Here is a 13,575-nt window from a genome sequence, read left to right as displayed (position 1 = left end):
AGACTGGCGTTCGAACAGGCATTCGAATAGAATCGGGGCATGATCTCGGACCTCTCCCATGCCACGGCGGAGCAACTGCTCCACGCGGCCGAAGACAGTGTCCGCGACGCCCGGCTCCTCGAGGTCGACAAGCTCGAGGTCCTGCTCGCCTGGGCCGATCTGCACTCCGGTGACCCGCAGGACCAGCCCCACGCGGTACCGGTCAAGCGTGGCGGGCCACGCCTGATCACGCTGGGTGGGGACGGGACACCCCAGGTCGCGGACCTGGCGCTGATCGAGATGGCGATCGCCCGCCACGAGAGCGTGATGGCGACCCGCAGTGCGCTGGCCGACGGGTTCGACCTACGCCACCGACTCCCGACAGTGTGGGCCGGTGTCCGCGACGGACGCTGCGAGCTGTGGGTGGTCCGCAAGATCGCCCGGATGTCACGACGCCTGGATCGCCACCAGATCCACATCATCGACACCGCCCTCGCCGCCGCCCTGGACGAAGCCCCGAGTCGGATCCTGACCATCGCCGAGGCCAAGATCATCGAAGCCGACACCGTCGCCCACCTCGAACGGATCCAGGCAAACCAGGACAAGAAGGGCGTCTGGTACCCGACACCCCGCCCCGGCTCCCAGATCGACGACCGCCTCGACGGTGCTGACAACGCCGCCGGCCTGGGGACCGTGTTCGCCCGGATCGACGAAGCCGACGCACGCGCGCACCAACAGATGGTCGAGGACCTCGCCACCGCCTTGGCCGAACACGCCGAGGTCCCCGACGGAGTCGAACCACTGGGCGTGGATCACTGGCGAGCCGAGGCCTTCGCGATGCTCGCCGACCCCGCCGCCGTCCTCGCGTTCCTCCAGACAACTCACCAGACTTCTCGGGACGGTTGCAGCACAACCTCCTCGATGACCGAAGACCCGGAGGACGCGGAGGTCGAGGAGGTCGAGGAGGTCGAGGAGCGAGCCTCACGAGAGGCCCCCAGCACGACCGCGGACCTGGTCGTCCACCTCGCCATGGACCAGGGCGGGGTCTTCGGGCCCGTCGCCCGGGTCGAGGGCCTCGGCCCGCGGCTCCTGGCCCAGGTCCGCGACCTGCTGCGCCACCACACGCACGTGACCCTCACCCCGGTCGTCGACCTCCACACCGGCAGGTCGGTCAACGGCTACGAACACCCCACCGACGTCAAACACCGCACCGAGCTCCGCACGATCGGGGAGCCCTTCCCCCACGCCACCAGCCTCTTCACGAAGCACGGCCGCCCACCCGACCACGACCACACCGTCGCCTACCACCGACACGGGCCACCCGGGCAGACCGGTGACCACAACGACACCCCACTGACCCGACACCACCACAGAGCCAAGACGCATGTCCGCGGGTACACCGTGCTGCAACTCGGACCCAACACGTGGATCTGGGGCACACCCCACGGCCTCTACCGCCTCGTCACCGGCGGCGGCACCCGACCCATCACCCAAGCCGAGTACCACCTCCACACCCACCAGGCGATCACCCTCGCCGCCGACTACGCCGCCTGAGCCAGCCCGGGCGAGGACTCAGACATGCCGTATTTGGGGCATGTCAGGCACACGGCGCCTCCCTAGGGTCGGGGGATCGCCGTCAGCCATCAAGGTCCGGGAGTGCGTCATGCGGGTGCTGCTCGTCTCCTCCTCAGGGGGCCATCTCGCCCAGTTGATGTGCCTGCGTCCGTGGTGGGAGAAGCACGACCGTCACTGGGTCACCTTCGACACCGCGGACGCCGTCGCCAAGCTCGAGGGCGAGGACGTGACCTGGGCGCACCACCCGACGACCCGCAACCTGATCAACCTCGCGCGCAACTCGGTCCAGGCGCACCACGTGCTCGACAGCTTCGTCCCGGACGTGGTCGTCTCGACCGGGGCCGCCGTCGCGGTCCCCTACTTCTGGCTGCGCCACCGGCGGCAGACCTCCTCGATCTACCTCGAGGTCTACGACCGGGTCGAGACCCGCACGCTCACCGGCAAGCTGTGCCGGCCGGCCACCGACCTGTTCCTCGTGCAGTGGCCCGAGCAGCAGCACCTCTACCGCTCCTCGGTCCTGGTGGGCGAGCTGTGGTGACACCGACGCGGCCGCCCCTCGTGGCGGTGTTCCTGGGCACGGACCACCATCGGTTCGACCGGTTGCTGGCCTGGGTCGGCAGCCTGGCGGAGCAGCGCCTGTTCAGCTTCCACGTGCAGCACGGCTCGACCCCGCTCCCCGCCGGCCTCTCGGGCGAGCCCCTGCTGGGCCCGGCCGCGATGGCCGACCTCCTCGAGCGGGCCGACGCCGTGGTGACGCACGGCGGACCCGGCTCGATCATGGATGCCCGCGAGCACGGACACCTGCCCGTCGTCGTCCCCCGCGACCCGCGCCAGGGCGAGCACGTCGACGACCACCAGCAGCGCTTCGCGCGTTTCGTCTCCCGCACCGGCCTCGTCGTCACCGCCTACGACGAGGAGGAGCTCGCGACCCGCCTCTCACTCGCCGTGCTGACCGGTCACCGTGCCCCGAAGGATCATCGGCCCTCTCCCACACTCGCCCGGTTCGAGGCCCTGGTCGAGGATCTCGTGCATCGATGACGGTCCTGGGCACGCGTACGACGGCGGTGGCGACGGCCGAACCCGAGGTGGTTCGCGCCACCGCCCCGCTGCACCGCGCCGGGCGGGTGCTCGCGATCGCCGACGCCCTGGCGGCAGCGCTCGTCGTGCTCGTCGCGAGCCTGGTTCCCGACGCGATCAGCCGGCTGGAGCCGGCGTTCCTGTTCGTTCCGATGTGGGTGGCCGCGGTCGCCGCGACCGGCGACTACCAGCTGCCCGGCCATCTCGCGGCCCGCGGCCGACGGCTCGCCGTGGCGGCGTTGATGCTGCCGACCGGCGCGCTGCTCGTCGCCGACCTGGTCGGGTACCCGTTGTCGGCCGGCACCGTCGCGGCCGTGTGCGTGGCGAGCGCCGGTCTCGGCGGGGTCGCGCGCGGCGCGGTGGCGGCCGTGGCACGCAGCGGCGTCCGGCTCAGCGGGATGACGCACCGGGTGGTCGTGGCCGGTACCGCCGACACCCTGCCCCGCCTGCTGGAGCGCCTCGGCCAGTCGCCGGCCCATCGCTTCGACGTGATCGACGCCTGCGGGCTCGGCGACTGCGTTCCGCGGGCGCGGGCGGGCGACGCCGACGCGGTGATCATCGCGCCGGACCCGACGGTCCCGGCCGCGGACCTGCAGCGACTGTGCTGGCGCCTGGAGGACACCGGGATCGCGATCTTCGTGTGGACCGGGCTGCTCAGCTCTCCGGCAGGCCGCACCCGCCTCGACCTCGGCGACCAGCTGCCCCTGCTCCACCTCGGCGCACCCCGCCGGCTCGGTCCCACCCTGCTGGTCAAGCACGCGCTCGACCGGGCCATCGCCGCGACCGCGCTGCTCGTCCTGTCGCCGCTGCTGCTCGCCCTCGCCGTCGCCGTCCGCCTCGACTCCGCCGGCCCTGCGTTCTTCCGGCAGACCCGGATCGGACGTGGGGACGCCCCGTTCACGATGTGGAAGCTGCGCACCATGCGCTGCGACGCCAGCGCCGCCGTGCCCGACCTGATCGACCTCAACGAGGCCGGCGGCCCACTGTTCAAGATCCACCGGGACCCGCGGATCACCCGGGTGGGCCGGTGGTTGCGCCGTACCTCGCTCGACGAGCTCCCGCAGCTGATCAACGTGGTCCTCGGCCAGATGTCCCTCGTCGGCCCGCGTCCGGCGCTGCCGTCGGAGGTGGAGGCCTACCTCCCCGACGTACGGCACCGGCTGGTCGTCCGCCCCGGCATGACCGGCCTGTGGCAGGTGTCCGGCCGCTCCGACCTGTCCTGGGACGACACGGTGCGCCTGGACCAGCAGTACGTCGACAACTGGTCGCTGCTGCTCGACGTCCGGATCTTGCTCCGCACCGCTGGTGCGGTGTTCAGCGGCCGCGGCGCCTACTGACCCACGCCGAAACGCCACACTTTCGGGGGTTTTAACCAATACGGGTCATTCGCGCGGGTCGTCGAGAGGGTCGGATGGGACCCATGACAGCGCGCAAGACGACCGGAATGCTGCTCGCCGTGGGGATCATCGTCGCCACCTTCCTGGCCGGAGCGCCCCCGGTCCGGGCCGCCGACACCGGCAACCCCGCTCCGCAGACCGGCCGGATCGTCGACGACGACCCCGTCGCGTTCACGCCGCACGTCATGGACGGCGACGTGTTCGCGATGGCCCGGGTCGGCAACATGATCCTGGTCGGTGGCATCTTCACCCGGGTCCGCAACGCCGGCAGCTCGACCGACATCCCGCGCCGCAACCTGTTCGCGTTCAACGCCTTCACCGGCCAGGTGAGCACCACCTTCGTCCCCAACCCGAACGACCGGGTCTACACCCTCGAGCCGGCGGCCGACGGGACCTCGGCCTACATCGGCGGCGCGTTCACCAGCGTGACCTCCGGCGGCGCGACCGTCTCCGTCAGTCGCCTCTACAAGGCCGACGTCGCCACCGGGAACCGGATCGCGGCCTTCCAGCCCGGCACCATCAACGGCCAGGTCCGCGACGTGTCCGTCACCGGCAACCGGCTGTGGGTGGCCGGCAAGTTCACCCACCTGCAGGGCCAGCAGAGCCGCGCACTCGGCACCCTGAACGCCACGACCGGAGCCCGCGACCCCTACTACAACGCGGTGATCGCCGGCGTCCACCGCGGCTCCACCACCAACGTGCAGAAGATCGACACCGACCCGGCCAACAGCAAGCTCGTGCTGATCGGCAACTTCGACACCGTCAACGGCGTGAAGCGGCACCAGTTCGCGGTCCTCGACATCTCGGGACCGAGCCTCGCGCTCGCGAACTTCTACACCACCCAGTACGAGTCGGCCTGCAGCGCGTCCTTCGAGACCTACATGACCGACGTCCAGTTCTCCCCCGACGGCAGCTTCTTCATCGTCTCCACCACCGGCGCGTACGGCGGCTACAGCGGCAGCATGGCCGGCACCAGCGGCTGCGACCTCGTCGCCCGGTTCGAGTCCGGCGCCACCGGCACCAACGTGCGTCCTACCTGGACGGCGTACACCGGTGGCGACACGACCTGGACGGTCGAGGTCACCGACGACGTCGTCTACACCGGCGGTCACATGCGCTGGCAGAACAACCCGGCGCGCGGCGACGCGCCCGACGAGGGCGCGGTCTCCCGGCCGGGCATCGCGGCACTCAACACCCGCACCGGGATGCCGTACTCCTGGAACCCGACCCGCACCCTGGGTGCCGGCGTCCGCGACATGGTCGCCACGCCGGAGGGACTCTTCGTCGGCTCGGACACCGACGTGTTCGCCGGCGAGACCCACCGCAGGGTCGCCTTCGTCCCCCTCGCCTCGGGCGCGACGCTGCCCGCGCGCCAGGCCGGCACCCTGCCGGGCAACGTGTTCCGGGTCGCGAGCGGCGGCTCCCAGCTGGTCCGGGCCGGCTTCGACGGCACCACGGCCGGCGCGCCCGTCAACGCACCCAACGGCACCGGCTGGGGCACCGTCGTCGGCGCCTTCATGGTCAACGGCGACCTCTACACGGCCTACGCCAACCGCACCCTCACCCGGCGTGCCTTCGACGGCACGAGCTACGGCGCCGCCACCACCGTGAACACGGCCGACCAGCTCGTCTACCAGGACGACTGGCACAACGGCGACATCCCGAACCTCACCAGCCTGTTCTACGACAGCGGCTGGATCTACTTCACCAAGTCGGGATCGTCCGTGCTCTACCGGCGCGGCTTCGAGCCCGAGTCGGGCATCATCGGGCAGCAGCTCTTCTCACTGCCGTCAGTCGCCGGCGTGAGCTACAGCAGCATGCGCGGTGCCTTCGTCGCCGACGGCAAGCTGTGGTTCGCCAACAGCAACGGCTCGCTGACCCGGGCCGACTGGGGCACCCACACCGCCGTCGGCGGCACCGCCACGACCATCTACCCCGCCGGCTCCGGCTGGTCGTCCCGGGCGATGTTCCTCTACCAGGGGACGCCGATCGCGCCCCCGGTCAACCAGCCCCCGACGGCGTCGTTCACCGTGTCCTGCACCGGCCTCACCTGCTCGTTCGACGCCACCGGATCCGGCGACACCGACGGCTCCGTCACCGGCTACGCCTGGAGCTTCGGCGACGGCCAGACCGGAACGGCCGGCCCCACCACCAGCCACACCTACGCGACCGGCGGCGCCGTGACCGTCACCCTGACCGTCACCGACAACGGCGGCGCCACCGGTACGACGACCCGCACCGCCCAGCCGGCATCCCCGGGCACCGGCGGCATCGTCACCGTCGCTGCCGCCTCGAGTGACGGCAACCGGATGAACCACCGCACCTCGATCCCCACCACCGTGCAACCCGGCGACCTGCTGCTGGCCTTCTTCGCCGCGAACACGACCGGACCGTCGTACACCGGGCCTGCGGGCTGGACCGAGCTCGAGGCCGCCAGCGCCGGCTCCAAGGCCGTCGGCCGGCTGTACTCCCGCGTGGCGACGGCAGGCGACGCCGGCAGCCCTGTCACGGTCACGTCCACCGACTACGCCAAGAGCGTGCTGACCATCGTCGCCTACCGCGGCGTGAACCCGACGGCCCCCGTCACCGACAGCGCGATCGCCACCCAGACCAGCAGCAGCGCCACCCACGTGACCCCCTCGGTGCTCGCCCCCGACGGCTCGCACTGGCTGGTCAGCTACTGGGCCGACAAGGGCGCCGTGACCACGTCGTGGACGCTGCCACCCGGCGTCACCGGCCGCTCGAGCGCCGCCGGCACCGGCTCGGGCCACGTCACCGCGGTCCTCGGCGACAGCGCCGGCCCGGTGGCCGCCGGGCCACAGGGCGGCCTCACCGCCACCGCCGACGGCGACGGCAGCGCCGCCCTCACCTTCAGCGTGCTGGTGGCGGCTGCCGGCTGACCCGGCGGGGGGTCGATCGTTCGGTCAGAGCGCCGCGAGGTGCGTGAGCTTCTCCGGGTTCGCGAGCCACTGGATGCCGCTGATCAGCCCGTCTCTCGTCTCGAAGGAGCACACATCGTGCCGGTCGTTCGCCGCGATGAGAAGCGCGGGCTGCCTGTTCAGGTCCACCACTCGGAAGGTGGCCGAGCCGCCGCGTTTCGCGAGGGTTCCGAGCAGGAGCCTGGTGACGCGCTCAACGCCGCGGACGGGCCGTTGCGCGACGCTGACCTTGCCCCCGCACTCACAGGCAGGTCAGCAGAGTCCGAAAAGCACTGAACCCCCACTCGATGGTGGGGGTCCGGCGCCAGAACATCTGTTCTGTGGCAGGTGAAGGATTCGAACCTTCGAAGGCAAAGCCGACGGATTTACAGTCCGCTCCCATTGGCCGCTCGGGCAACCTGCCTCGGTGTCACCCGACCGCTTTTGGCGACCGGGCCACTACGCGGAACAATAGCGCAGCAGGACTGACCCCTCCGAATCAGCAGGTGACACCCATGGCCGACTCCTCGTTCGACATCGTCTCCAAGATCGACCGCCAGGAGGTCGACAACGCGCTCGGACAGACGGCGCGCGAGATCTCGACCCGCTTCGACTTCAAGGGCACCGGCGCCACGATCGAGTGGAAGGGCGAGCACGCGATCGAGATCAGCGCGTCCGCCGACGACCGGGCCAGTGCCGTGCTCAGCGTCTTCCAGGACAAGCTGATCAAGCGCAACCAGTCGCTGAAGATCCTCGACGCCTCCGAGCCGCGCCAGTCCGGCCAGGTCTCGAAGATCGGGATCACGCTCAAGGAGGGGATCAGCTCCGAGGACGCCAAGAAGGTCTCCAAGCTGATCCGCGACGAGGGCCCCAAGGGCGTCAAGGCGCAGATCCAGGGCGACGAGCTGCGCGTCTCGTCCAAGAAGCGCGACGACCTCCAGGCCGTCCAGGCGCTGGTCAAGGCGCAGGACTACGACTTCGCGGTCCAGTTCACCAACTACCGCTAGACTCGGCGGCGACAGCCATACGAAAAAACGGATTGCGCTAGTCCGTTTTTACCCCTAGGGTGCATGTGACGCCGATCACCCCACCCTGGAGGCCGCGCATGTCCCAGCTACTGGAGATACCTGCTCATCGCGTGGTCGACGAGTTCTTCGAGAGGGGATGGACAGACGGCCTGCCGGTGGTGCCACCGACCGAGGACGCGGTGGCCGCGATGGTCGCCGCGTCCGGCATGGCGCCCGATGACGTGATCGGCGGGATCCCGCGCCGGGGTCGCCAGGTCGACGTCGAGCTGGCCGCAGTCAACGCCGTGATGGCCGGCTGCCGACCCGACTACTTCCCGATCGTCGTCGCCGCCCTGGGCGCCGCACTCGATCCGGTCTTCAACGCGCATGCCGCGTTCACCAGTACCGGCGGCGCGGCCACGACCGTCATCGTCAGCGGTCCGCTCGCCGAGGCCGTGCAGATGAACTCGGGCTCCAACCTGCTCGGCGGGGGCAACCGCGCCAACGCCACCATCGGCCGTGCGGTCCGCCTCGTGGCACGCAACGTCTTCGGGGCGTCCAGCACCGAGATGGATGCCTCCTCGATGGGCGACCCGGGCAAGCTCACCCTGTGCTTCGCCGAAGCGACGGACACCGGCACCTGGGACCCCCTGCGGGTGCGGCAGGGCTTCGGGCCCGAGGACACCGTCGTCACGGTGATGGCGACCGAAGGGCCGCGGCAGGTTGCGAACCACCTCTCCGAGGATCCCCTCGAAGTCCTGCGGACCTTCGTGTCCTCCATCAAGGTCGCCGCCACCTTCTCCGTCGGAAAGGGCAGCCAGGGTGTCGTCATCCTCGGCCCCGAGCACTCCCTCGCCCTGCAGCAGGCCGGCTGGAGCGAGGCCCGCGCCCGCGAGTTCCTCGTGGCGAACAGCCGGATCAGCCCTGAAGAGCTGCTCGCCCATGGCGTGCCGCTCGAAGTGGACAGCGCCCACGACATGACGCCCGGCGCCGACGGGCTACTGCCCTCCATCGCCTCCGAGGACGACCTGATCCTGGTGACCGCCGGGGGCGGCGGTCCGGGCTGGTCCGCCTATCTCCCCGGCTTCGCGCCCGCGAAGCACAGCCGGGCCGTGTCGCGACGGGTCCGCGTGGCCGGGGAGGCGCTCCCCGACTGCGGTCCCGACGCGTGCGAGATCGATCTCTCCACCTTCAGCCGCGCAGGAAAGGGAGCACAGCAATGACCGAAGCCATCATCCGGGTGCATGTCCCGACCGCCCCCGTCGCACCGCCGAGCGCGGTCAGCATGGCCGAGCGCGCAGTCTGGGACCGCCCCCTGCGCCTCGGGCTCGTCGACAACGGCAAGCCCAAGGCGCGCGAGATCCTCGTGCTCCTCGGCGAGGAGATCGCGAAGCTGGCTCCAGTCGCGGAAACGGTCCTCGTCAGCAAGCCCTCGGCCGCCTCACCACTCGCTGACGACGAGGCCGAGGACCTGGCCGCGCGGATCGACGTCGCCATCACCGGCCTGGGCGACTGCGGCGCCTGCAGCGCCTGCTCCCTCCAGGACGCGCTCCTCATGGAACGCAACGGCGTCCCGGCCTCCGTGTTGATCACGGACGTCTTCATCGCCCACGTCGACCGGTTCAAGAACGTGCTCGGAGCACCCGAGGCGCCGGTCCTCGTCGTACCCCATCCCGTCGCGACCAAGACCGAGGAGCACCTCCGCGTCCTGGCGCGCGCGGTCGCGTCGGTGGCGATCGAGCAGATCAGCCGAGCCGCGCTCGTCGGCGCCAGCTGACAGCAGGCGAGATGAAGCGATCATGACTCCCGCGGACTCCGACGCTCCAACGGCGACGCCTGTCCGGCGCCCGCGCAAGGACGCCGAACGCAACCGGCGTCGCGTCTTCGACGCGGCGCTGGCCGTGTTCACCGAGATCGGCCTCGACGCCACCATGGCTGACGTCGCGAGCAGAGCACAGGTCGGCAACGCCACCGTGTTCCGTCACTTCCCCACCCGCTCGGACCTGCTCAGCGAGGTTGCGAACAGCTGGCTGATCGCCTGGCGCGGTGACGCAGCGATCTACCTGCTCGACGACGCCGACGATGTCCTCGAGGCCCTGATCGTCGGCACGTTCGACCGATTGCGCGCCGACCGCTTCGCTCTCGACGTCTTCCGCTCGGGCGACGTCGACGAATACCTGGCCGACGCTCGCGCCGAGGTCGAGGAGCTCTTCAACCAAGCGATCGCGCGCGGCGTCGCCGCGAAGCTGATCCATCCGGACGTCACCTACGCCGATCTGTCGCTGCTCGTACTCGGCATGGCCGGGCGGCTCTCGGAGTCCGCAGAGTCGACGCCCGCCGCCTGGCACCGCGCCGCGGAGCTGACCTGGCGGTCGGTCAGGGCCTGACCCGAGCGCTCGACGACGCGCGATCCGCAGCCGACGGCCACCGTCACGAACGGTCCCGCCGCGGTGACGAGCGCGCCCTGGCCGGGACACTGTCCCTGGCCGGTTGCGGTTCCACCACAGCGTCGAGCGGACCGCAGCGGTCCGACGGTCTCCCGGACACGGTCAAGGTGGTGTCGATCAACCCCACCACCGGCGTCATCGCCTTCGCCGGCAACGCCACCAACAAGGGCTACGAGCTCGCCGTCAAGGAGATCAACGAGACCGACTTCCTCGAGGGCACGACCATCGACCTGTCGCTGGTGGACACCAAGAGCGAGCCGGTGACGGCGGCACAGCACATGAGCGAGGCCGCCATCAGCGACGTCTCCGCTGTGCTGGGATCGGTGTCGAGCAACGAGGCGGTCGCGATGTCGCCACTCGCCGAGAAGTCCAAGGTGCCGACCATCTACACCCAGTCCGGTTCCGACGGTGTCGTCATCGGCGACTACACCTGGCGCGCGACGCCGATGATGACGACCTACTATCCGCACCTGATCCGCCACATCAAGGAATCGGGCGCGACGACGGTCGGCGTCCTCTATGCCTCTCAGACGCCGACCTACAAGCTGATCGCGGAAGAGACCCTTCCGGACATGGTGGACGAAGCCGGCGCCAGCATCGTGAAGACGGTCGCCACGTCGGCGACGACGCAGGACTACACCGGTCCGATCTCGCAGATCCTCCGCGAGGCTCCCGACATGGTCGCCGTGCTCCTGGTCGGGGCGTCCAACCCGACCGCGGTGATGCAGCTGCGACAGGCCGGCTTCGACGGCGACATCGTCGCCTGGTTCCTCGCCCGGGCGATCAAGGAAGCACAGTCCGGCGACCGCGAGTCCGTCAAGGACGCCATGTTCCAGCTCGCCGAGGAGCCCTTCGACGGAGCTCTCGGTGAGGGACTGCTCTGGAAGGACCAGGACCTGATGGTCCCGGGCGCCGTGGTCGAGTGGACCGACAAGGGCGAGGTCCTGCTCTATCAGGGCGACGAGCAGAACGCCGGCTGACGGCCGGCTCTGACTCGGCGCCGGCTCAGCGCCTCCTCTCCATCGGTCCGCAGACAGCCGACAGTAGGCTCGCCTCGTGCCAACACCGGACCACGCCACCGAACGAGCAACCGCGGATCAGGGCGACACCGCCCACGGCAACCAACGCCGGTCGTCCCGCACTGCGCGTTCCACCGACCACCGCTGACGCGGACCCACCGATGCCCCGACCCGACCGCTACCTGATCGGCGCGGTCTCCCTCGCGGTCGTCACGCTCGCGCTGGTGATCGGCGTCGGCGTGGCGTTCGCGTACGACGCCGGCTCGGCCCGGCGTCGTACGCCGCCGCCGGCGCAGACCGCCCCCGTCGTCCCGGCGGCTCCGGCGATCACCGGCGCCCCGGCCGCACCCGCCACCGTGCCCGACCCGTACCGCCCCGACGACGCCTGGCTGGCACAGGTGTCGGCCCGGACCGGCATCCCGCTGCGGGCGCTCACGGCGTACGCGCGGGCGCACCTGCGGGCCGCGGCCGAGCAGCCGGGCTGCCGGGTGGCGTGGAACAGCCTGGCGGCGATCGGCGGCGTCGAGTCCACCCACGGCAGCGTGCAGGGCTCGGTGCTCGGGGAGGACGGCGTGCCGCGGCCGGCGATCCTCGGGCCGGTGCTCGACGGCGGCGCGTTCGGAGCGGTGCGCGACACCGACGGCGGCGCGATGGACGGCGACGCGACCTGGGACCGCGCGATCGGGCCGCTGCAGTTCATCCCGTCGACCTGGGAGCGGTGGGGCGCCGACGGCAACGGCGACGGGGTCAGCGACCCGAACCAGATCGACGACGCCGCTCTGGCCGCCGCCCGCTACCTGTGCCACGCCGGCGACCTCGCCGACCCCGGCACCTGGCGTCGCGCGATCTTCAGCTTCAACCACTCCGACGCCTACGTCGCCGACATCGCCCAGCTCGCGAACGTCTACGCCGCGCGCGCCGGTCTCAGCGGCGGATCTTGATCTTCCGCACGCTGCCGTGGACCGTCACGACGGCCTTGGTGACCGCCTTCTTGCGCAACACCTTGCGGCTCTTCTTGGTGGCCTTCCCGCGACGTAGACGTTCCCCTGGGCGTCGGTCGCGCTGAACCGGGAGACCCGGTTGTTCCAGCGCTCACCGACGTAGACGTCGCCGTTCGGGCCGACCGCGATGGCCTGGGGATTGTCCAACTGGCCGCTCCCGCTTCCAGAGGACCCCCAGCGGCGGATCACCTCGCCGCTCGCCGAGTAGTGCGTCACCCGGTCGAGCAGCGCACCGGACGCGCTGCCGGCCGGACCGCCATGATGGTTGCGTGAACCCCTCCGCGCAGATCGACATCGACGCCCCGCTCGCCGTGGTGTGGGAGGTCATGACCGACACCGAGCGGTACGGCGAGTGGAACCCCTTCGTCGAGCGCGCCGAGACCGCGCAGCCTGCCACCGTCGGCAGCCCGATCGTGCTCCACGTCGTGTGGGCCAACGGCCGACGCACCCGCTCCCCCGAGCGGATCACCGCCCTCGACGGCCCCACCACCGACCCCGCCACCGGTACGACGAGCGCGTTGATGTCGTACGTCTACGAGGGTCTCCCCTCACGGCTCGGGCTGGTCAAGGGGGTACGTCACCAGTGGCTCACGCAGCACCCGGGCGGGCCCACGTCGTACGAGACGGTCGAGGAGTTCAGCGGGCCGCTCGTCCGTCTCGCCGGACCCGGCCGGGTGGCCGACGGCTTCCGCCGCCACGCCGAGGGGCTCAAGCAGCGGGCGGAGGCCTCGCGCCCGGCGGGATGAGCCCGTCTGCGTTCTTCGCCGCCCACAGCGCGAAGCCGAGCACCGCGGCGCCACAGACGATGTCGGCCAGCACGTGCGTCTGGCGCCACCACACCATGTCGGTGGCACCGGGCACGGTGTAGTGGGCGATGCCGATCAGCCCGGAGACCGAGTAGCCGGTGAGGAAGATCGCCGACGTGGTGATGTGGCGACGGAGCCACAGCAGCAGCCCCACCGCCCCGAACGCCGTGAACACGAACCAGCCCACCGCGACCAGGGTCGCGGACGGCGCGGGCACGGCCGCATCGGGACCGGGCACCGGGTAGTCGTCGTAGTTGACGTAGTTGTCGACGTAGTGGACGACCGACACCAGTACCGCGATCCCGAGCAGCCAGCACAGGACCCGCGTCGCCCGCAGATAGCTCACACG

At 70.8% G+C, this 13,575-nt stretch carries 15 protein-coding genes and 1 tRNA gene; 12 read left to right on the top strand and 4 right to left on the bottom strand.

Features of this window, described 5'->3' with window-relative positions; all coding sequences use genetic code 11:
• Nucleotides 1-39 precede the first annotated feature (39 nt).
• From ACUP6Y_RS03315 to ACUP6Y_RS03295, 5 genes are all read left to right on the top strand, one after another.
• Complete coding sequence (locus ACUP6Y_RS03315) at nucleotides 40-1,533, top strand: hypothetical protein (protein ID WP_462554193.1); 1,494 nt, start codon at nucleotides 40-42, stop codon at nucleotides 1,531-1,533.
• A gap of 109 nt (nucleotides 1,534-1,642) precedes the next feature.
• Nucleotides 1,643-2,092, top strand: coding sequence for a UDP-N-acetylglucosamine--LPS N-acetylglucosamine transferase (locus tag ACUP6Y_RS03310; RefSeq protein ID WP_462554191.1), 450 nt, complete (start codon nucleotides 1,643-1,645; stop codon nucleotides 2,090-2,092).
• Entirely contained in the window at nucleotides 2,089-2,592 is a 504-nt protein-coding gene (locus ACUP6Y_RS03305) for a glycosyltransferase (RefSeq protein ID WP_462554190.1), read from the top strand. Before ACUP6Y_RS03310 ends, ACUP6Y_RS03305 begins: the two co-directional genes overlap by 4 nt.
• Nucleotides 2,589-3,968, top strand: coding sequence for an exopolysaccharide biosynthesis polyprenyl glycosylphosphotransferase (locus tag ACUP6Y_RS03300; protein WP_462554189.1), 1,380 nt, complete (start codon nucleotides 2,589-2,591; stop codon nucleotides 3,966-3,968). Before ACUP6Y_RS03305 ends, ACUP6Y_RS03300 begins: the two co-directional genes overlap by 4 nt.
• Nucleotides 3,969-4,051: 83 nt before the next feature.
• Nucleotides 4,052-6,928 carry a PKD domain-containing protein gene (locus tag ACUP6Y_RS03295; RefSeq protein ID WP_462554188.1) on the top strand — a complete coding sequence of 959 codons (2,877 nt, stop codon included), beginning with the start codon at nucleotides 4,052-4,054 and terminating at the stop codon, nucleotides 6,926-6,928.
• Nucleotides 6,929-6,952: 24 nt separating this feature from the next.
• Here ACUP6Y_RS03295 and ACUP6Y_RS03290 read toward each other — a convergent pair whose 3' ends face one another.
• Together ACUP6Y_RS03290 and ACUP6Y_RS03285 are read right to left on the bottom strand one after the other, a co-directional pair.
• Nucleotides 6,953-7,096: a hypothetical protein gene (locus ACUP6Y_RS03290; RefSeq protein ID WP_462554187.1), complete on the bottom strand. Its 144-nt coding sequence runs from the start codon at nucleotides 7,094-7,096 to the stop codon at nucleotides 6,953-6,955.
• 192 nt (nucleotides 7,097-7,288) lie between these two features.
• A tRNA-Tyr gene (locus tag ACUP6Y_RS03285) sits at nucleotides 7,289-7,370 on the bottom strand.
• A 91-nt stretch (nucleotides 7,371-7,461) separates the two neighbouring features.
• Between ACUP6Y_RS03285 and ACUP6Y_RS03280 the strand changes: the two genes are divergently transcribed.
• From ACUP6Y_RS03280 to ACUP6Y_RS03255, 6 genes are all read left to right on the top strand, one after another.
• Nucleotides 7,462-7,953: a YajQ family cyclic di-GMP-binding protein gene (locus ACUP6Y_RS03280; protein WP_141800489.1), complete on the top strand. Its 492-nt coding sequence runs from the start codon at nucleotides 7,462-7,464 to the stop codon at nucleotides 7,951-7,953.
• A 98-nt stretch (nucleotides 7,954-8,051) separates the two neighbouring features.
• Complete coding sequence (locus ACUP6Y_RS03275) at nucleotides 8,052-9,176, top strand: hypothetical protein (protein ID WP_462554185.1); 1,125 nt, start codon at nucleotides 8,052-8,054, stop codon at nucleotides 9,174-9,176.
• Nucleotides 9,173-9,730 carry a UGSC family (seleno)protein gene (locus ACUP6Y_RS03270; protein WP_462554184.1) on the top strand — a complete coding sequence of 186 codons (558 nt, stop codon included), beginning with the start codon at nucleotides 9,173-9,175 and terminating at the stop codon, nucleotides 9,728-9,730. The genes ACUP6Y_RS03275 and ACUP6Y_RS03270 overlap by 4 nt, the downstream gene beginning before the upstream one ends.
• 22 nt (nucleotides 9,731-9,752) lie before the next feature.
• Nucleotides 9,753-10,340, top strand: a complete 588-nt coding sequence (locus tag ACUP6Y_RS03265; RefSeq protein ID WP_462554183.1) for a TetR/AcrR family transcriptional regulator — start codon at nucleotides 9,753-9,755, stop codon at nucleotides 10,338-10,340.
• A gap of 170 nt (nucleotides 10,341-10,510) precedes the next feature.
• Complete coding sequence (locus ACUP6Y_RS03260) at nucleotides 10,511-11,380, top strand: ABC transporter substrate-binding protein (RefSeq protein WP_462554182.1); 870 nt, start codon at nucleotides 10,511-10,513, stop codon at nucleotides 11,378-11,380.
• Between the two features lie 200 nt (nucleotides 11,381-11,580).
• Nucleotides 11,581-12,360, top strand: a complete 780-nt coding sequence (locus tag ACUP6Y_RS03255) for a lytic transglycosylase domain-containing protein (protein ID WP_462554181.1) — start codon at nucleotides 11,581-11,583, stop codon at nucleotides 12,358-12,360.
• A gap of 24 nt (nucleotides 12,361-12,384) precedes the next feature.
• Here the strand turns inward: ACUP6Y_RS03255 and ACUP6Y_RS03250 are convergent, their stop codons facing one another.
• The gene (locus ACUP6Y_RS03250; protein ID WP_462556604.1) at nucleotides 12,385-12,609 is read right to left on the bottom strand and encodes a hypothetical protein; all 225 of its coding nucleotides are present in this window, start codon (nucleotides 12,607-12,609) and stop codon (nucleotides 12,385-12,387) included.
• 80 nt (nucleotides 12,610-12,689) lie between these two features.
• Between ACUP6Y_RS03250 and ACUP6Y_RS03245 the strand changes: the two genes are divergently transcribed.
• Nucleotides 12,690-13,166 (top strand): SRPBCC domain-containing protein, encoded by a 477-nt coding sequence (locus ACUP6Y_RS03245; RefSeq protein WP_462554180.1) that lies wholly within the window; start codon nucleotides 12,690-12,692, stop codon nucleotides 13,164-13,166.
• On the opposite strand, the gene ACUP6Y_RS03240 is transcribed toward ACUP6Y_RS03245, so the two are convergent.
• Nucleotides 13,129-13,572 (bottom strand): hypothetical protein, encoded by a 444-nt coding sequence (locus ACUP6Y_RS03240; RefSeq protein ID WP_462554179.1) that lies wholly within the window; start codon nucleotides 13,570-13,572, stop codon nucleotides 13,129-13,131. The genes ACUP6Y_RS03245 and ACUP6Y_RS03240 overlap by 38 nt on opposite strands.
• Nucleotides 13,573-13,575: the final 3 nt, after the last annotated feature.

The sequence above is a fragment of the Nocardioides sp. S5-5 genome (assembly GCF_054954065.1).
Note: the sequence above shows the minus strand (reverse complement) of the source record. Positions and strands in the feature narration are given on the sequence as shown.